At 72.4% G+C, this 17,527-nt stretch carries 19 protein-coding genes; 2 read left to right on the plus strand and 17 right to left on the minus strand.

The annotated features are described in order from the left end of the window. Positions 1 to 87: 87 nt before the first annotated feature. Positions 88 to 765, plus strand: coding sequence for a hypothetical protein (locus RM704_RS16540; RefSeq protein WP_033527183.1), 678 nt, complete (start codon positions 88 to 90; stop codon positions 763 to 765). Between the two features lie 105 nt (positions 766 to 870). Beyond that, positions 871 to 1,236, plus strand: a complete 366-nt coding sequence (locus RM704_RS16545) for a hypothetical protein (protein ID WP_033527182.1) — start codon at positions 871 to 873, stop codon at positions 1,234 to 1,236. A gap of 111 nt (positions 1,237 to 1,347) precedes the next feature. On the opposite strand, the gene hypE is transcribed toward RM704_RS16545, so the two are convergent. The 17 genes from hypE to RM704_RS16625 all read right to left on the minus strand — a co-directional run bounded on the left by hypE (position 1,348) and on the right by RM704_RS16625 (position 17,427). Beyond that, positions 1,348 to 2,430 (minus strand): hydrogenase expression/formation protein HypE, encoded by a 1,083-nt coding sequence (hypE, locus tag RM704_RS16550; RefSeq protein WP_033527181.1) that lies wholly within the window; start codon positions 2,428 to 2,430, stop codon positions 1,348 to 1,350. Continuing rightward, positions 2,423 to 3,550, minus strand: a complete 1,128-nt coding sequence (gene hypD, locus RM704_RS16555; protein ID WP_033527180.1) for a hydrogenase formation protein HypD — start codon at positions 3,548 to 3,550, stop codon at positions 2,423 to 2,425. The genes hypE and hypD overlap by 8 nt, the downstream gene beginning before the upstream one ends. Then, the gene (locus RM704_RS16560) at positions 3,547 to 3,897 is read right to left on the minus strand and encodes a HypC/HybG/HupF family hydrogenase formation chaperone (protein WP_052146004.1); all 351 of its coding nucleotides are present in this window, start codon (positions 3,895 to 3,897) and stop codon (positions 3,547 to 3,549) included. The genes hypD and RM704_RS16560 overlap by 4 nt, the downstream gene beginning before the upstream one ends. Before the next feature lie 30 nt (positions 3,898 to 3,927). After that, a complete protein-coding gene (hypF, locus tag RM704_RS16565; protein WP_033527179.1) occupies positions 3,928 to 6,318 on the minus strand; it encodes a carbamoyltransferase HypF in 2,391 nt (796 codons plus the stop codon). Continuing rightward, entirely contained in the window at positions 6,315 to 7,112 is a 798-nt protein-coding gene (gene hypB, locus RM704_RS16570; protein WP_033527178.1) for a hydrogenase nickel incorporation protein HypB, read from the minus strand. The genes hypF and hypB overlap by 4 nt, the downstream gene beginning before the upstream one ends. A gap of 3 nt (positions 7,113 to 7,115) precedes the next feature. Next, on the minus strand, positions 7,116 to 7,514 hold the full coding sequence (gene hypA / locus RM704_RS16575) for a hydrogenase maturation nickel metallochaperone HypA (RefSeq protein WP_033527177.1): 399 nt from the start codon (positions 7,512 to 7,514) through the stop codon (positions 7,116 to 7,118). Positions 7,515 to 7,660: 146 nt separating this feature from the next. Beyond that, complete coding sequence (locus RM704_RS45575; RefSeq protein WP_398857170.1) at positions 7,661 to 7,765, minus strand: DUF6893 family small protein; 105 nt, start codon at positions 7,763 to 7,765, stop codon at positions 7,661 to 7,663. Positions 7,766 to 7,812: 47 nt separating this feature from the next. Further along, positions 7,813 to 8,358, minus strand: a complete 546-nt coding sequence (locus RM704_RS16580) for a hydrogenase maturation protease (RefSeq protein ID WP_033527176.1) — start codon at positions 8,356 to 8,358, stop codon at positions 7,813 to 7,815. Next, complete coding sequence (locus RM704_RS16585; protein WP_033527175.1) at positions 8,355 to 9,890, minus strand: hypothetical protein; 1,536 nt, start codon at positions 9,888 to 9,890, stop codon at positions 8,355 to 8,357. The genes RM704_RS16580 and RM704_RS16585 overlap by 4 nt, the downstream gene beginning before the upstream one ends. Continuing rightward, complete coding sequence (locus RM704_RS16590) at positions 9,887 to 10,579, minus strand: DUF6084 family protein (RefSeq protein WP_033527174.1); 693 nt, start codon at positions 10,577 to 10,579, stop codon at positions 9,887 to 9,889. The genes RM704_RS16585 and RM704_RS16590 overlap by 4 nt, the downstream gene beginning before the upstream one ends. After that, a complete protein-coding gene (locus RM704_RS16595) occupies positions 10,576 to 11,232 on the minus strand; it encodes a DUF5947 family protein (RefSeq protein WP_033527173.1) in 657 nt (218 codons plus the stop codon). The genes RM704_RS16590 and RM704_RS16595 overlap by 4 nt, the downstream gene beginning before the upstream one ends. Further along, positions 11,229 to 11,765, minus strand: a complete 537-nt coding sequence (locus RM704_RS16600) for a NifU-related iron-sulfur-binding protein (RefSeq protein ID WP_033527172.1) — start codon at positions 11,763 to 11,765, stop codon at positions 11,229 to 11,231. Before RM704_RS16600 ends, RM704_RS16595 begins: the two co-directional genes overlap by 4 nt. Then, complete coding sequence (locus tag RM704_RS16605) at positions 11,762 to 13,546, minus strand: nickel-dependent hydrogenase large subunit (protein ID WP_033527171.1); 1,785 nt, start codon at positions 13,544 to 13,546, stop codon at positions 11,762 to 11,764. The genes RM704_RS16600 and RM704_RS16605 overlap by 4 nt, the downstream gene beginning before the upstream one ends. A gap of 156 nt (positions 13,547 to 13,702) precedes the next feature. Beyond that, positions 13,703 to 14,791: an NADH-quinone oxidoreductase subunit B family protein gene (locus RM704_RS16610; RefSeq protein ID WP_033527170.1), complete on the minus strand. Its 1,089-nt coding sequence runs from the start codon at positions 14,789 to 14,791 to the stop codon at positions 13,703 to 13,705. 63 nt (positions 14,792 to 14,854) lie between these two features. Continuing rightward, on the minus strand, positions 14,855 to 16,696 hold the full coding sequence (locus RM704_RS16615) for an enoyl-CoA hydratase-related protein (protein WP_033527204.1): 1,842 nt from the start codon (positions 16,694 to 16,696) through the stop codon (positions 14,855 to 14,857). A 172-nt stretch (positions 16,697 to 16,868) separates the two neighbouring features. After that, positions 16,869 to 17,126: a hypothetical protein gene (locus RM704_RS16620; RefSeq protein ID WP_033526075.1), complete on the minus strand. Its 258-nt coding sequence runs from the start codon at positions 17,124 to 17,126 to the stop codon at positions 16,869 to 16,871. After that, the gene (locus tag RM704_RS16625) at positions 17,113 to 17,427 is read right to left on the minus strand and encodes a DUF6400 family protein (RefSeq protein WP_033526076.1); all 315 of its coding nucleotides are present in this window, start codon (positions 17,425 to 17,427) and stop codon (positions 17,113 to 17,115) included. Before RM704_RS16625 ends, RM704_RS16620 begins: the two co-directional genes overlap by 14 nt. Between the last annotated feature and the right edge of the window lie 100 nt (positions 17,428 to 17,527).

A 17,527-nucleotide genomic window follows, 5' to 3' on the forward strand; every position in this document is an offset into this window, starting at 1 on the left:
GCGCGACGGCCGACGGCCGAAAATCGTCCCTTTCTCGCGAGCCGACGGGGCTCACGGAGATCGTGAACAAGCAGGAGGGGACGAACCATGAACGTGACGCCGAGGAGGACCCGCCGCAGACCCGGCCCCGTCCGAGCGCTCATGCTGGGCGTCTGCGCCGCCGGAGCGCTGGGGCTCAGCGGCTGCTCGGGGGACGGCGGCGGGGAGACCGCCGACGGAGACACGAAGACGAGCGCCACGGCCACGAGCGGCCCCCAGGGCGAGGAGAGCGCGGGTACGACCGGGACCCCCGCCCCGAAGGCGTCCGCGCCCTCGGACGACGACACCGGGAAGTCCGGAGCCGACTCGGACGCCTCCTCCAAGGCCACGGGCTCCACGGACTCGGACGCCCACGCCGGCGGCGACGCCGGTGACGACTGCGACCACAAGATGCCCATCTCCCCCGACGAGGTCGCCGTCTACCGCTACACCCCCGAAGGCGGATCCCTGGGCCTGATCGTCAAGCACGGCAACTGGGGGTGCGGCACCCCCAACTCGGACGGCGCTCCCTTCGAGACGGTCGGCAAGGAGACGTACATCCCGATGGACCAGGCCGCGGCCGTCACCGTGACCACACCCATCGTGGAGAGCACGACGAATCAGCCCATCGGCGTCCAGGAGTTCCTGGACTGGCTGGATGCCCACCCGGACTCCGGACTCGTCTTCACCTACCACCTCGGCGACAACGGGGCGATCGACCGCCTCGACGAGGTCTTCACCCCCTGATCGAGAAGCCCTGGCGTGCTCGAATCATGACAAGGAGGGATAATTTACCCATCGCGGCGACGTATGAGCGCCGTTCCCATTGCCCACGAACAGACAGGTCGGACCATGTCGAAGAAACCACGTTCGTCCGAGCCGCCGCACGGCAAGGGCCCGAGCCGTCACCGGGGCACCGAGCACCACGGCTGGTCGCCCGATGTGGACGAGACCCGTCAGCAGGACAACCCGAGCGCCCCGCGCTCCTTCCGTACGGCCGAGCACGCCGAGCCTGCGGGCCGGGGCCGGAAGAAGTCCGCGGAGGAGACGAAATCCGTCCCGGGTGACACGGCGAAGAGTCACGGGGCGCGCGGCGAGGAGTACGGCGACGTCGACGAGAAGGGCCGCCGCGACACCGGGCGCAAGGGCCGCTCCCAGCGCCCCAGCGGCACCAAGGACGCCGCTGCCAAGACCGGCGTGGACCCGCAGGACCCGTAGAGCCCGGGACGAGTGGAAGCGGCGGAGTTCCGCGGGCCCGACAGGACCCGCGGAACCGCGTCGGCCCACGTGGGCCCGGGTCGGCACTGACGCGGCCGGTTGCGGACCGCGTCAGCAGATTCTCGGCAGTTGCTCCCCCATCGGCAGATCGACCACCCGCGTGCCGCCGAGCCCGGTCCTGGCCACGACCATGCCGGGATGGTCCTCGACGGCCTCGCCGATGATCACGGAGTCGGCGCCCAGGGGGTGGGCGCGCATCGCCTCCAGCACGGCGTCGGCGTGCTCGCGCGGAACGAAGGCCACGAGCTTGCCCTCGTTGGCGATGTACATGGGGTCCAGACCGAGGATGGCGCAGGCGTTGGCCACGGCCGACGGCACCGGGACGGCGCGTTCCCGGACGACGACCCCGGTGCCCGAGGCCGCCGCGATCTCGTTGAGTGCCGCCGCCAGGCCCCCGCGGGTGGGATCGCGCAGGACGTGCAGATCCGGGGTGACGGCGAGCATGGCGTCGACCAGACCGCCGAGGGCGGCGCAGTCGCTCTTGATCTCGACGCCGAACTCCAGCCCTTCCCGCACGCTCATGATCGCCACCCCGTGGACGCCGATCGCGCCGCTGACGATCACGACGTCGCCGGGGACGACCCGCTGGGGCCGCAGATCGACGCCGGCGGGGACGAGACCGATGCCGGCCGTGTTCACGAAGACCCCGTCGCCGTGGCCGGCCTCCACCACCTTGGTGTCGCCGGTGGCCACCTCCACCCCGGCCGTGCGCGCGGCCGCGCCCAGCGCCTGGGCGACCCGGGTGACCGTCTCCAGCTCGACGCCCTCCTCCAGGATGAACCCGCAGGAGAGGTAGGCGGCGCGGGCCCCGCGCATGGCGAGGTCGTTGACGGTGCCGTTCACGGCGAGGTCGCCGATGCTGCCGCCGGGGAAGAACAGCGGTCGCACCACGTAGGAGTCGGTGGAGAACGCCAGCCGGGCCCCGCCCAGCTCGAGAACGGCCGCGTCACCCATCTGGGCGAGCACATCACCGCCGTAGGCCGGTGCGAAGATCTGCTGGACGAGCTCGGCGGACAGGGCTCCCCCGCCACCGTGACCCATGACGACACGGGGCCTGTCCCGTACGGGGGCCGGGCACGTCCACGCCTCGATGTCCAGGGTGGTGGGGGCGGGGAGATCGGTGGTGTCAGACAACGGGGCTCGCCTCCCGGGCCTTGGCGGCGGGCAGGTCCAGCCGCCGGTAGAGGTAGTACGCGGCGCAGGCTCCCTCGCTGGAGACCATCGTGGCTCCCAGGGGCGTACGCGGTGTGCACAGAGTGCCGAAGGCCTCGCACTCGTGCGGCTTGAGCAGCCCCTGCAGGACTTCTCCGCTGCGGCACTCGGCGGGCTCGACCGTCCGGATCCCACCGACCGCGAAGCGGTGCTCGGCGTCGTGGTCGCGGTACTTCGACGACAGCCGCCACCCGCTGTCGGGGATCACCCCGATCCCGCGCCAGGCCCGGTCGGTGACCTCGAAGACGTCCTCCAGCATCGCCCGCGCGGCCGGGTTGCCCTCCGGGCGGACGGCTCGGGCGTAGGCGTTGTCGACGGTGTGCTCGCCGCGCTCCAGCTGGCCGACGGCCCGGCGTACGCCTTCGAGGATGTCCAGTGGCTCGAAGCCCGTCACGACGATGGGGACACGGAAGCGCTCCGCGAGTTCCGGGTACTCCCCCACGCCCATCACGCTGCAGACGTGCCCGGCCGCGAGGAAGCCCTGCACGCGGCAGCTGGGCGAGGACATGATCGCCTCGATGGCCGGCGGTACGCGGACATGGGAGACCAGCATGCTGAAGTTCCGGATGCCCAGCTTCCGGGCCTGATGGACCGTCATGGCGTTGGGCGGCGCGGTGGTCTCGAAGCCGATGCCGAAGAAGACCACCTCGCGGTCCGGGTTCCGCTGGGCGATCCGCAGCGCGTCGAGCGGCGAGTACACGACCCGTACGTCGCCGCCCTCCCCCCGGACCTGGAAGAGGTCCCGGCCCGTGCCCGGCACCCGGAGCATGTCGCCGAAGGAACAGAAGATCACCTCCGGCCGTGAGGCGATCTCCAGCGCCTTGTCGATGACCTCCAGCGGGGTCACACAGACAGGACAGCCGGGCCCGTGGATCAACTCGACCTCCTCGGGCAGGAGTTGATCGATACCGTGCCGGATGATGCTGTGCGTCTGTCCTCCGCACACCTCCATCAGGGCCCACGGCCTGGTCACCGTGGCACGGATGTCGTCGAGGAGCCGTCGTGCCAGCTCGGGGTCCTGGAACTCGTCGATGTACTTCACCGGTTGCGCACCTCTTCCGCCAACACCTCTGCCGCCGGCGTCTCGGCCGCCGGCGTCTCCGTCACCGGTGCCACGCCCGCCTCCGCCGCCGCCATCTCCCAGGCGTCGCCGAACTCCTCCTGCAACATGCCGAGTTCGGCGAAGAGTTCGAGGGTCTGCCGGGCCGACTCCTCGTCCAGCCGTTGCAGGGCGAACCCGACGTGGACGATGGCGTACTCGCCGACCCGCAGGTCGGGCAGATACTCCAGGCACACCTCCTTGACGACGCCGCCGAAGTCGACGGTGGCCATCCGGGTGCCGTCCCGTTCCTCGATGTCCAGCACTCTGCCGGGTACCGCCAGGCACATGAGCCTCTCCTCGCTGTGGTCGCGCGTGCTTCAGTCGGTGGGAGTGGAAACGGTGCGGGCGGCCACCATCAGCTGGCCCAGCGCCAGACCGCCGTCGCCCGGCGGCACCAGGTGGTGCCGCAGGACCGTGAAGCCGTCCCCGCGCAGGGCGGAGGCGCAGGCCGACGAGAGCAGCGTGTTGGCGAACACGCCTCCCGTGAGGACGACCGTGTCCAGCCGGTGCCGCTCCCTCGCCCGCAGGCACATGCCGTGCACCAGAGCGGCCACGCCCCGGTGGAAGCGTGCCGCGATCAGGGCCGGTTCGACGCCCGCGCGCAGGTCGTCGACGATCGCCGCGAGCACGGGTGCCGGATCGGCCCGTACGGCGCCGCCCCCGCCGTCCTCCGGCTCGCGGAGGTCGAAGGCGTACGCGGAGGTGTCCCCGGCCGGTGCGAGCAGGGCGGCGGCCTCCCACTCGACGGCGGCCTGCGCCTCGTAACCGGCCCGGTGGCAGACCCCGGCGAGGGAGGACACCGCATCGAAGAGACGGCCCATGCTGGAGGTGGGGACGCAGTTCAGGGAGCGCTCCAACTGCCTCTCCAGCAGGCGCAGTTCGTCGGGCGGGCAGGCGGCGGTGCACGGGAGGTCGTCGGTCCAGTCGATCCGGGCCGCCCTCAGGTGGGCCAACGCCATGCGGTACGGCCGCCGTACGGCCGCGTCGCCGCCGGGCAGCGGCACGTAGGCGAGATGGCCGAACCGGGTGAAGCGGTCGTAGTCGGCGAGCAGGAACTCCCCGCCCCATACGGCGCCGTCGTCGCCGTGGCCCGTGCCGTCGAAGGCGACGCCGACGACCGGCCGGGTGCCGTCGAGCCCGTGCTCGGCCATCGCGGCGGCGATGTGCGCGTGATGGTGCTGGACCCGCACGACGGGCCGCCGTGCCGCGTCGCGGTCGGCCCACCGGGCGGAGCGGTAGCCGGGGTGACGGTCTGACACCAGGGTCTCGGGCCGCACCCCCGTGAGCGCCTCCAGGTGTGCCGTCGCGTGCGCGAAGGCCCGCTGCGTACCGAGGTCGTCCATGTCGCCGATGTGCGCCGACAGCCAGGCGTGGCGGCCCGATCCCAGGCAGAAGGTGTTCTTCAGGTCGCCACCGACGGCGAGGGCCGGCCGCACGGGTAGCGGGAGGATGAGCGGCAGCGGCGCGTAGCCACGGGAGCGGCGGAGCACCAGGGGCTCACCGTCGCAGACCCGGACCACGGAGTCGTCGCACGGGACGTGGATCGGCCGGTCGTGGGTGAGCCAGCCGTCGGCCAGGTGCGCGAGCCGCTCCAGCGCCTCGGCGTCGTCCGTGACGATCGGTTCCCCGGACACGTTGCCGCTGGTCATCACGAGCAGCCGAGGGCCGTCCGCGTCGCCGGGCAGGCCCAGCAGCAGACGGTGCAGGGGCGTGTACGGCAGCATGACGCCGAGATCGGGGCTGCCGGGCGCGACGGCCTCCGCGGGCCGCACGTCCCCGCCGGCGTACGGCGGCCGCGGTCGCCGTCTCATCAGGACGACCGGCCTGGCCCGGCTTTCGAGCAGCTTCTGCTCCTCGGGGCTCAACCGCACGAGGTGCCGGACATCGTCCGTCGAACCGGCCATGACGGCGAACGGCTTGTCCCCGCGTGCCTTGCGACGCCGCAGCAGTTCGACGGCCGCCTGGTCGGTGGCGTCGCAGGCCAGGTGATAGCCGCCGAGGCCCTTCACCGCGAGGATCGCGCCCCGCGCCAGCAGGGCGCGCGCCTCGACGACCGGGTCCACCCCGTCGGCGCTGCGCGCTCCGCCCTGCTGGGCGACGAGCAGCCGCAGCCGGGGCCCGCAGGCCGGGCAGGCGACCGGCTGCGCGTGGAAGCGCCGGTCGGCCGGGTCCCCGTACTCGCGGGAGCAGTCGACGCACATCGCGAAGCGGGCCATGGTGGTGTGGGCCCGGTCGTAGGGCACACCCGTGACGATCGTGAACCGCGGGCCGCAGTGCGTGCAGTTGACGAACGGGTGGCGGTACCGACGGTCCGTCGGATCGGCCAGTTCGGCGAGGCAGTCGACACAGGTGGCGGAGTCCGGGGAGACCAGGGTGCGGGCCGGGCCGCCGGAGTGGGAGGCGAGGATGGTGAACGTGGTGCCGCCGACGGGAGGCAACTCCCGGTGGTCGACCGAGTCGACGCGGGCCAGCGGGGGTGCCTGCGCGGCGATCCGGTCGCAGAACCGGGCCACGGCGGAGGCGGTGCCCTCCACCTCCACGACCACGCCCTCCGGAGTGTTGGACACGTGTCCGGCCAGGGCGAGTTCGGTGGCGAGGCCGTACAGGTAGGGCCGGAAGCCCACCCCCTGGACGACTCCCCGGACGGTGACGCGGCGGCGCAGCCGGGTGTCCTCGGTGACGGCGGCCGGAGCCTGCGCAGCGCTCACGACTGGGGGTGGGCCATGGCTTCGGCGGCCTCCGGGTGGGCGGGGGTGGCGGCATGGGCGTGGCCGTGGCCGTGGTCGTGGTGGTGGTCGTGGCCGTGGTGGTGGGGCTGCCGGGCCATGACCGGCGCGTGGACGGGCGCGCCGTCCGCGGCGGACAGCGCCCGGTCGAGCAGCGCGCCCACCCCCCACCCCCGGCGCGCCGAGGTCAGGATCACCTCGACGCCGGGGTTGACCTGTTCCAGGTTCTTGCGGAACGCGAACTCGTCGAACTCGACGGCCTCCGCGAGGTCCGTCTTGGTGACCACGACCAGCTGGGCCAGACCGAAGGCCGTGGGGTACTTGAGCGGCTTGTCCTCGCCCTCCGTCACGGCGGCGAGGGCGACCCGCAGCGTCTCCCCCAGGTCGTAGGAGGCGGGGCAGACGAGGTTGCCGACGTTCTCCACGAACAGCAGCCGGACCTCGTCGGGCAGCCAGCCGTCCAGGTGCCCGGCGAGCATGCCCGCCTCCAGGTGGCACAGTCCGTCGGTGAGCACCTGCTTGACCGGGACGCCCGAACGCGCCAGGCGGATCGCGTCGTTCTCGGTGGCGAGGTCGGCGCTCAGCGCCGCCACGGGAACGGACCGCTCGCGCGCCCGCAGCAGTTCCTGCTCCAGCAGCGCGGTCTTGCCACTGCCCGGGCTGGACAGCAGGTTGACGACCGCGGTGCCCCGGGCCGTGAGGGCGGCGCGCAGTTCGTGGGCGCTCGCGTCGTTCTTCGCGAGTACGGCATGGCGCAGGTCGGCGACACGGCACATGGTTCAGCTCTCCTCGGAGATCGGTTCGCGGGTGGACGGATGCGCGGGGCCGCCGTCCTCCCAGCGCACGTCGACGATCTGCAGCTCCCGGCCCGCCAGCAGATCGGTTCGCGTGCCGCCGCACGCGGGGCAGGTGAGCCGGGGCGGCATGCCGACGGCCCACTCGTGGGCGCAGGAAGTGCAGCGGGCGCGCCCCGGCACCGCTTCGGTGACCAGTTCGGCCCCTTCCAACAGGGTTCCGGCGCAGGCCAGTTCGAAGCAGAAGGCGAGCGAATCGGGTACGACACCGGCCAGTTCGCCGACCTGGAGCCGTACCGATCGCACCGCCGTGACGTCTCCGGCCCGGTCGGCGGCCTCCGCGACCTGGTCGACGACGGCCAGCGCGACGGACATCTCGTGCATGGGTCTGTGGTCCTTCCGCCGCCTGCCTACCGCCGGGGTTCATTACAGGCCTGCGCGTGCGGGTCCTTCGGCCCGGCGCGCCGTCACGGCCCGGCGGGTACGCCGTTCGACGCAACCGCACGACACGCCCGGTCGGCGGCCGCGCCTCACATCCGTCGGATGCGCAGATAGCGCCTGATGTCCGGCAGGACCTCGGCGGCGACGGCTACCAGGGCGGCCATGGCCGCTCCTCCGATGACGATCTTCTTCATCCCGTCTCTCCTCATGTCGAACCTCATGTCGGACCTCTTGTCGGACCTCATGTCGAAGCCTCAGCAGCTGAGGCCTGCGCCGCGGACGGCTCGCCGTTCCGCAGCAGCTCTTCGATCAGCCGGACGGCCTCAGGCACGGCGGCGGACACCGGTGTGCTGAGTCCGATGCGCTCGTCCACCGAAGCCGGTTCGCATCCGACGACCAGGACGCGGCGCGGCGGCTCGCCGCCGGTCCCCGCGCAGAGAGTGCGCAGCAGCGCCAGGACGGTGTCGGGGGTCATCCGGTGGCCGTCGAGGGCGGGGGCGCCCGGCGACGGGTTCGGGGCCGCGTCGTCGTGCTCGATGACGTACAGCGTCCCGGGGGCTCCGCCGCGTGCCGTGGCGTCGACGAGGACGAGGGTGTCGTAGCCGTCCAGGAGCTGGTAGGCGAGGTGCACCCCGCGCACGCCGATGTCCACGACCTCGACGTGGGCGGGCAGGTCGCGCTCGGCGAGGCGGCGCGCGGTCTCCACGCCGAAGCCGTCGTCGCCGAGGAAGATGTTGCCGATGCCGGCGACCAGGGTTCCGGGGTCCGACCGCGCGGAGGGGGTCATGCGTCGTCCTCCAGCGGGGTGACCTCGTCGGGCTGGAAGTACAGGAAGCGTCCCTGCTCGCGGCGGATGTCGGCGCCCGGGTCGCCCTCGACCGTGACGGCCAGGTGGACCCCGCCGTCGACGTCGTGCAGCACCGCCTCGACCTCGGCGGTGCGGCCCCGCAGGAAGATGTCCTGTGCGTCGGTGTGGCGCAGCCCCGGGTGCAGTTCGACGCGGCTGCCCTTGCCCACCGACCGGCCGTCGACGATCACCCGGTCCCGCGTCGGGTCGAAGCCCGCGTCGCTCGCGGGGTCCCACCAGGGGGTGTCCGGCCGCTGGACCCCGTACTCGTCGGGGAAGCCGCCGCCCGGGGCGGCGAGGCCGGGGCCCGGGGCGGCGAGGCCGGGGCCCAGGGCGGCGAGGCCGGGGCCCAGGGCGGCGAGGCCGGGGCCCGGGTCCGTGAAGTCGGGGCCCGGGGAGGTGGGGCCGGGGCCGGTCACCTCGCGCAGGCTCCGTACCGCGCCGTGCAGCCGCTCCAGCACCTCGGCCGGCATCGAGTCGGCCAACTCGATGACGGCGGCGGCCCGTTCGTCGGTGCCCCGGGCCTCGCGCTTCTCCTCGTCGGTGAGGGCCGCGGTGCGCAGCGCGAGGATCTCGTCGATCTCGGTGGCGTCGTAGAGCGCGCCCGGGCTCTCCGGTGCGATGGCCGGATGGTCCTCCAGGATGATGGGCGAGGACAGCACGAGGTCGGCACGGCCGGGTTCCCCGGCGAGCACGGGCCAGGTGTGCAGATTGCGGCAGGCGGCGACCGCGCCCCTGGCCCACTCGGGGGGATCGGTCATCGACAGGAACGATCCGGCGCTGAGAGCCATGAGCAGGTGGGTGGCCACCAGGGAGTGCGGCAGCGCCGCGTCCCGGTCGGCGGCGCGTCCCTCGGGCGGTGTCCAGCCGCTGGTGTTCTCGACGACGGCGGTCAGGCGCAGAGCCCGGTAGGGGCCGTCGAGTTCGCGGGCGGACAGCCGTACCGTCCCGTTGATCTCCTCGCGGCGCCGGAGCAGCCGGCCGACGGTGCGGCCCGCCGCGTCCAGGACCGGTGCGGTGTCCTCCCGGGCCGGGCGGTGGAAGGGGTGGACGACGCCGTCACCGAGGAGTTCGTCCACCGGCGCGATCACCTCGACGCGTTCCTCGACGCCCTCGTCCCAGGGCACCAGCACCCGGTCGTCGAGGTCGAGTTCGGAGACGGTGTCGAAGCCTCCGTCCGGGCGGGCCCGCTGCACCGTGCGCCGCCGGGCGTGCAGGAAGCGCACCTCGACCGAGAGGGTCGCGCCCGCCTTCGGCTCCATCAGGCATTCGGTGTGCTGGAAGTCGTGCTCCTCGCACTCGGCGCCCCAGGCGGGCGGCACGAGCACCCCGAACTGCCAGCGCAGCCGGTTCTTGGCCGCCGAGGCGCGGTAGGGGTAGAGCACATAGCCCTCGAAGAGGACGGCGTCGGCCACCTGCCGGGCGAGGGCGAACCGCTCCTCGGTCTCGGCGGCGAACGCGGTCAGACTCACGTGTCGGTCCTTCCGGTGGTGCCGGTGAGGGCGCGGAACGGATCTCTCGCGGGAGGGGCCGTGGCGCGGCTCTCGTCGAGCAGGGCCTTGAGGGTCGCCTCCCAGGAGGACAGCGCGTGCCGGGAGCGGTAGGCGAGGAGGGCGTCCATGGTGTCGCGGGGCAGCCGGATCCAGCCGCAGCCGGGGAAGTGCTGCTCGATCATCTCCCGCCAGGTGGCGACCGGCATGCGGAAGGCCGCCTCGCGGTCCCACGGCACTGGCTCGACCCGGAAACCGCCCGTGCCGGTGAAGGCCGTACCGGAGAACAGCATCAGCAGGGGGACCTCGCCGTCGGTGAGGGCGGTGAGGTAGCGCGTGGCGGCGATGTCCATGTCGTAGGTGCAGGGCACGACGAGGTCGACGTCGGTCTCCCCCGTGAAGCTGGGAACCATCAGCGCGACCTGGGCGAACTGCACCGGTTGGAGGGTGCTGCCCCAGCGTGCGCGCTCGCCGAACAGGTCGGTGAGCCCGTCGGCCTCGGCCGGCTCGTACGCCCGGCGGGCCGGTTCGATGCGGATCTGGCAGCGCAGCGCCACCGCGTGCACGTGCGCGTTGTCGGCGACGGTGACACGCAGTCGGAAGACGAGCGTGGGTCCGGCGGCGTACCGGTCGGCGCGGACGCCGGTGCAGGCGAAGGAGAACTCCGTCATGGGCGCACCGCCTCCGCCACGGGCCGGGCGCGTCGTGCGACGTCCGCGAAGAACGCGTCCAGGGCGGCGCGGGCCTCGGCTCCGCCGTCGAAGCCCTGCCACAGGAGGCGCATACGGCCGACGAGTTCATAGCAGATGTCGATCGGGACGAGGTGGCACTCGCAGCGGCCTTCGGTGCGGCGCAGCAGCAGCGCCTCCACGTCGGGTTCGAGGAGTGCGGCGAGGCGGTTGCCGTCGAGGACCTGCGCCCAGGTCGCCGGTTCGAGTTCACTCTCGGTGGCTCCGGCCGGGCTCGGGTAGAGGGCGACCAGCCGGTCCAGCGCCGCGTTGCGGAAGAGGAAGGCGACGCCGACCGGGATCTGCAACGCGTCCCAGGCGCTGTCGTCCAGGTGCTGGGCGGGGTCCGTGAGATAGCGGGCCGGGACCGCGCGGAAGCGGCCCGCGGCGGCGCCCGGCTGTTCCATCAGCAGCGCGCAGGCGCCGCAGGCGCAGACGAGGGCGCGCTTCTCGGTGTCGACCAGGTGGCGGTGGTCCTCGGGCACCGCCACCGCGCACAGTTCGCACCGCTCCTGCCGCGGCGGACGCTCGGTGAGGAACCGCCGCAGGCCCGCACCGGGCCCGGTGGTCCGCGTGGGCGCGCTCGTGGCGGTCATCGGGCCCCCGTCGGCGCGGAGCCGATCTGGAGCAGCGGGGGTTCCGCGGGGGCGGTCTCCACGCGGACGGCCCTGACCTCGGGCGCGAAGCAGGCGAGTGCCGCCTCGGCCGCCTGCCGGGCGTCCTCGTCGCCGGAGCCGCGACCGCAGCCTCCGGACGCCCGGGCGCGCACCCTCAACGTGCCGCTCGGCTCGTCGAAATCCATGACGTCCAGGGCGTGCTCCCGGACGGTGTCGAGGGCTCGGACGATACGGGTGTCGCGGTCCTCGGGGTGCAGCTCGTGCAGGACGAGGAGGCTCGCCACGAGTTCGTCGCCGAGCAGCCGCGCCGACGGATCGCCGGGCGCGGAGGACAGCAGGTGGAGGATGCGGGCGAGCCCCGCACCGTAGAAGTCCATGAGGGAACGGACGAGTTCCTCGGCCGCGGCGGTGACGGCCGGGTCGCCGCTCGTCGCCAGCCGGTCGAGCACCTCCTCGACCTTGCGTCCGGTCTGCTCCGCGTTCACCGGCGCCGTCGCCGTCGTCGCGCTCATCCGCCCAGTCCGCTCAGGCCGGTGGGCACGTGCATGGACTTCACGGTTCTGCCGTCGCCGACGTACATGTGGACGCCGCACGGCAGACAGGGGTCGAAGCTGCGGACGGCGCGCATGATGTCGATGCCCTTGAAGTTCTCCGGGGTGTTCTCCTCGAAGATGGGCGTGTTCTGCACGGCGTCCTCGTACGGGCCGGGTGTGCCGAAGGTGTCCCTGGTGCTGGCGTTCCAGGGGGTCGGCGGATACGGGTGGTAGTTGGCGATCTTGCCGTCGCGGATCACCATGTGGTGGGAGAGGACGCCCCGGACCGCCTCGGTGAAGCCGACGCCGATGCCCTCGTCCGGGACCTCGAACTTCTCCCAGGTCTGGGTGCGTCCGGCACGGACCTCCGCGAGGCCCTTCTCCGCGCAGTGCAGGGCGACGGCGGCGGCGTAGGCCTGGAAGTAGGTGCGGGCGCGGTTGCGTTCCAGCGCGTTGGACCACTTGGGGATCTGCCACTCGAAGGTGGTCTCCGGCTTGGTCATCGTGCGCGGCAGGTTGATGACCACGCTGTGGCCGGTGGCCTTGATGTAGCCGATGTCGACGAGCCCGGACAGGGCGGTGGACCACAGGCGGGCGATGGGGCCGCCGCCGGTGTCGAGGGCGAGGTGGTCCTTGCCGTCGAACCAGCGCGGGGACATGACCCAGCTGTACTTGTCGTCGAAGTTCCGCTTCTGCGGGGCCGGGATGGTGTGCTGGTTCCACGGGTGGCGCGGGTCCACCGGGTTGCCGAGGGGGTCGTGGGTGACGAACTGCTCCTGGCCCTGCCAGTCCTCGTAGTAGGAGCTGCCCAGCAGGATGCGGATGCCGAGGTTGATCTCGGTGAGGTCGTTGGTGACCAGCTTGCCGTCCACGATGATGCCGGGGGTGACGAACATCTTCCGTCCCCAGTCGGTCATGTTGGCGTAGGTGAAGTCGCAGTACTCGGGGTCGTTGAGCGCCCCCCAGCAGCCGAGCATGACGCGGCGGCGGCCGACTTCCTCGTAGCCGGGCAGGGCCTCGTAGAAGAAGTCGAACAGGTCGTCGTGCAGGGGCACGACGCGCTTCATGAACTCGACGTACCGCATGAGGCGGCTCATGTAGTCCGTGAAGAGCTGGACGGAGGCGATGGTGCCGACGCCGCCGGGGTAGAGCGTGGAAGGGTGCACATGGCGGCCCTCCATCAGGCAGAACATCTCGCGCGTGTAGCGGCTGACCTGGAGGGCCTCGCGGTAGAACTCGCCCTCCAGGGGGTTGAGCGAGCGCATGATGTCGGCGATGGTGCGGTAGCCGTGCTCGGCGGCGTGCGGGGCCTCGGTGCGCTCGGCGAGTTCGAGGACGCCGGGGTTGGTCTCCTTGACCATCTTCTCGCAGTAGTCGACCCCGACCAGGTTCTCCTGGAAGATGTTGTGGTCGAACATGTACTCCGCCGACTCGCCGAGGTTGATGATCCACTCGCCGAGGTGCGGGGGCTTCACGCCGTACGCCATGTTCTGCGCGTACACCGAGCAGGTGGCGTGGTTGTCGCCGCAGATGCCGCAGATGCGGCTGGTGATGAAGTGGGCGTCGCGGGGGTCCTTGCCGCGCATGAAGACGCTGTAGCCGCGGAAGACCGACGACGTGCTGTAGCACTCGGCGACCCGCTTCTGCTTGAAGTCGATCTTCGTGTGGATGCCCAGGGAGCCCACGATCCGGGTGATCGGGTCCCAGGCCATCTCCACCAGGCCACTGCCGTCGCCGGCCGTCGTCGTCTTCGGTGCCATCAGTGTGCGTGCCCTTCGTTGCGTCGTTGCGCGGGAGGTTGGGGTGGGGGGTGCGCGAAGCGGGGGCGGACTACTCTCGGCCGCCTCGGCCGCTGCGGCCGCTCCGGCCGCTCCGGCCGCTCCGGCCGCTCCGGCCGCTCCGGCCGCTTTCGCCGGTCACCACGGGGGCCGGTATCCGGTGGTGATCTTCTCTCCGGTACGGCGCCACTTGGGCTCCTTGTCCACGGTCCTGGCGGTGATCGACCGGAGCTTGCGGACCACAGCGCCGTAGGCCCCGCTGGCGCCGCTCGACACCCTGGCGCCGGGGGGCTCGTCCATGAACGGCATGAACTTGTCGGGGAAGCCCGGCATGGTGCAGGCGATGCAGATACCGCCGACGTTGGGGCAGCCGCCGATGCCGCTCATCCAGCCGCGCTTGGGCACGTTGCACTTGACGACCGGCCCCCAGCAGCCGAGTTTGACCAGACACGTCGGCGAGTCGTACGACATCGCGAACTGGCCCTGCTCGTAGTAGCCGGCGCGGTCGCAGCCCTCGTGCACGGTGGCCCCGAACAGCCACGTGGGGCGCAGCTTGTCGTCCAGCGGGATCATGGGGGCGGCGCCGGCCGCCTGGTAGAGCAGGTAGGTGAGCGTCTCGGAGAAGTTGTCCGGCTGGATCGGACAGCCCGGGACGCACACGATGGGGATGCCGGCGTGGGACTTCCAGTCCCAGCCGAGGTAGTCCGGTACGCCCATGGCGCCGGTGGGGTTGCCCGCCATGGCGTGGATGCCGCCGTACGTGGCGCACGTGCCGATGGCGACGACCGCCAGCGCCTTGGGCGCGAGCCGGTCGATCCACTCGCTGGTGGTGATCGGCTGACCGGTCTCCGGATTGTCGCCGAAGCCGCACCAGTAGCCCTCGGGCTTGATCGACTCGTTGGGGATGGAGCCTTCGACGACCAGTACGAACGGGTCGATCTCGCCCCGCTCGCCCTTGAAGAACCACTCGATGAACGTGTCCGAGCCACCGACGGGGCCGCATTCGAAGTCGATGAGCGGCCAGTGCACGGCGACCTTGGGAAGCCCGGGCAGCACACCGAGCACGATCTCCTCGATGCTGGGCTGCATGGCCGCCGTCAACGCGACCGAGTCGCCGTCGCAGCTCAGGCCCGCGTTGATCCAGAGGATGTGGATCGTGGGCGTTTCGTCTGCGGGCGTGGCGCCCGCGTCAGCGGCATCGAGCGTGCCCGGCGTCGCCTCAGTCATGGGACCGCCTCCTGGGGAGGGAAGGGATGAAAGCCTGTATTTCGACCGTCGCTCTTCTTCGTATCAGCCGTTCGACCGGGACGGGACGCCAGCGGGGGCCGTTCCGGTGACGATCGCGCCGGAGGGCATCGGAGCGCTTCGCGCAACCCGGGCCGGACCGAGGTGCGGCGGGGTGTGCGCGGGCCGTTCCTTGCGGACGAAGGAACGGCGCAGCGCGTGGTACGCGGCGTCCGGGTCGTCGAAGGTCCGGCGCATCCGGGTCAGCTCCCGCTCACGGAAGCCGGCCAGCGGGGTCGTGCTCTCCAGCCGGTCCAGCTCCGTCTTCTTGGCGGAGATCCGTGCCGCCGTCGCCGGAAGGGCGGCCAGCCGCGCCGCCAGGCCGGCGACCTCCCCCGCGAAGGCGTCGGGGCAGCGGTCCACGACCCGGTCGACGAGCCCGAGGCGCAGCGCCCTCGCCGAGCTCACCGGCAGCGCCTCGGCCATGAGCCGGTCGGCCGTCGCGGGCCCCACTCTGCGCGGCAGGGTGTATGTCCAGTACTCCGAGCCGTACAGGCCCATCAGCCGGTAGTGCGGGTTCAGCACGGCGCCCGAGCGGCACCACACCTCGTCGGCCGCCAGCGCGAGCATCACGCCGCCCGCGGCGGCGTTGCCCGCGACCGCCGAGACCACCAGCCGGTCGGTCGTCGTCAGGACCGCCTCGACCAGGTCGTCGATGGCGTTGATGTTCGCCCAGGACTCGGCCGCGGGGTCGTCGGCGGCCTCGATGACGTTGAGGTGGATCCCGTTGGAGAAGAAGTCCCGCTCACCGCCCAGCACCAGGACCGTGGTGGGCCGTGCGCACGCCTCCCGGTAGGCGTCCAGGAGGCGGCGGCACTGCTCCGTGCTCATGGCGCCGCCGGGGAAGGAGAACGCGAGGTGCCCGACGCTCCCGTCCTCCCGGTAGCGGATGTCCGACCAGGTCCCGTGCGGGTTCTCGGGCAGGCGGGGCAGGGCGTGCTCGGGCAGCGGTGGCAGCCGGTCGCCCAGGGCGCGTACGGCGGGCAGCTTGAAGGTGGGCGGCTGTCCGGGCAGCCGCCGGGGCCGCAGTTCGGGGATCCACACGGCGCCGTCCCTGGTGGCCCGGCAGATCGCCCCGGCGCGGGTGCCCAGCAGTTCCCCCGGCCGCCCGCGCAGCACGCCCTCGGCATGGCCTCCGTGCAGGTACCACTCGCCGCCGAGCAGCACGTCCAGCACCCCGGGCTGGGAGTCCGCCGCCCTCAGCTTGCGCAGGACGTCCTCGGTCGCGTCCTCGGCCCAGTCGACGCGCCGGACGCTCTGGTCGAGGTAGGGACGTGTGCGGAGGCACGGGGGTGGGGCGACCTCGGCATCGACGTCCGCACCGGCATGGGCATGGGCATCGGCCTCCGCGTCGGCGGTGCCCGCCCCGTCCTGCTTCAGCGGTACGTAGGCCCCGTCGGCGAAGCGCTCCACCGCGAGCAGCACGGCCTCGATCGCGGCGTCGGCGATCTCGCCCCGGTACAGCTCGCTCTTGGACACCGGAGGGACCCGGCACGGCACGCAGGCCCAGACGTCGCCGGCGTCCATCTCCGCGTCGGCCTGGAGGACGGTGACGCCCCACCGGTCGGCGCCCTCGTGGATCGCCCAGTCCAGGGAGGACGGTCCCCGGTCGCCCACGGGCCCGGGGTGGACGATGAGACAGGTGTACGCCGACCACACCTCCTCGGGGATCGCCGTCCTGAGCATCGGCGACACGATGAGTTCCGGCGCGTGGCGTCGTACGGCCTCCGGCAGGGGGCTGCCCGGCAGGGCCAGTTCGACCGCCACGGTGTGGCCCCGGTCGCGCAGCTCGGCGTGTGTGCGCTGGGTGAGGCTGTTGAACGCGCTGGCTAGGAGCAGGATGTGCACGGCTGCCTCCGGGCGGACGAACGGCAGGCAGGGATGACCGCCGACCGAGATCCTCGGCCACGGCCGCCCGCCGTCCCCGGCGACAGACGGTGAGGTCATCCGAAAGCGGGCGCCGATGCGCCGTCCGGCCTCACCGGGCCGGCCCTCCCGCCTGCTCAGCGGCGGGGGCCGGTCACCGTCGTCGCAGGCCGCTGGTGATGCGCTCCCAGGGGGTGCGCGTGGCGCCGAAGTGGGTCTCGTGGGCCCAGATGTGGGTGCACGACGGGCACTGCAGGTGCAGCAGGCTGCCGACGTTGGAGAGCAGGTAGCGCCAGTGCTCGGAGCAGGTACGGCCCTGCCCGCAGGTGGCGCATCCCTGGTGGTCGGCGCAGTTGGGGCAGGCCACCCAGGCGCGGCGCCCGATGTCGGCCTGCGGGTCAAGCGGCAGCATGACCGCCGCCTCCGCCGGGCAGCACACCGGCCGCGACCAGTTCGTCGTAGACCCGCCGCTGTTCCGCGTCGAGGCCGGAGTACAGGAGGCGGTACGCCGCCTGCTCGTCGCGCAGGGCCGCGACGGGGTCCCAGTCGTCGCCGAGGGCGTCCAGGACATGAGCGCGCCGGAGCATCTCGTGCGAGGTCAGGTCGAGGTCCAGATCGACCGTCGGGGAGGTGTCGAAGCCGCCCGTGGCGGGATCGCTCGCCGCCTCGGGCTCGTCCGGTCCGCCGGGAAGGGCGCGGTCATGGGAGGACATGCGACCGAACGTAGGTAAGCGCCGCATGCTCCGGCAAGGGCAGGTGGGGGAAGTCACAGCAGGTCCGGGGCGCGCGAGCGGTCGTGGGCCGGCCCGCGCC

This window comes from Streptomyces gottesmaniae (assembly GCF_031845845.1).
GTDB lineage: Bacteria > Actinomycetota > Actinomycetes > Streptomycetales > Streptomycetaceae > Streptomyces > Streptomyces akebiae.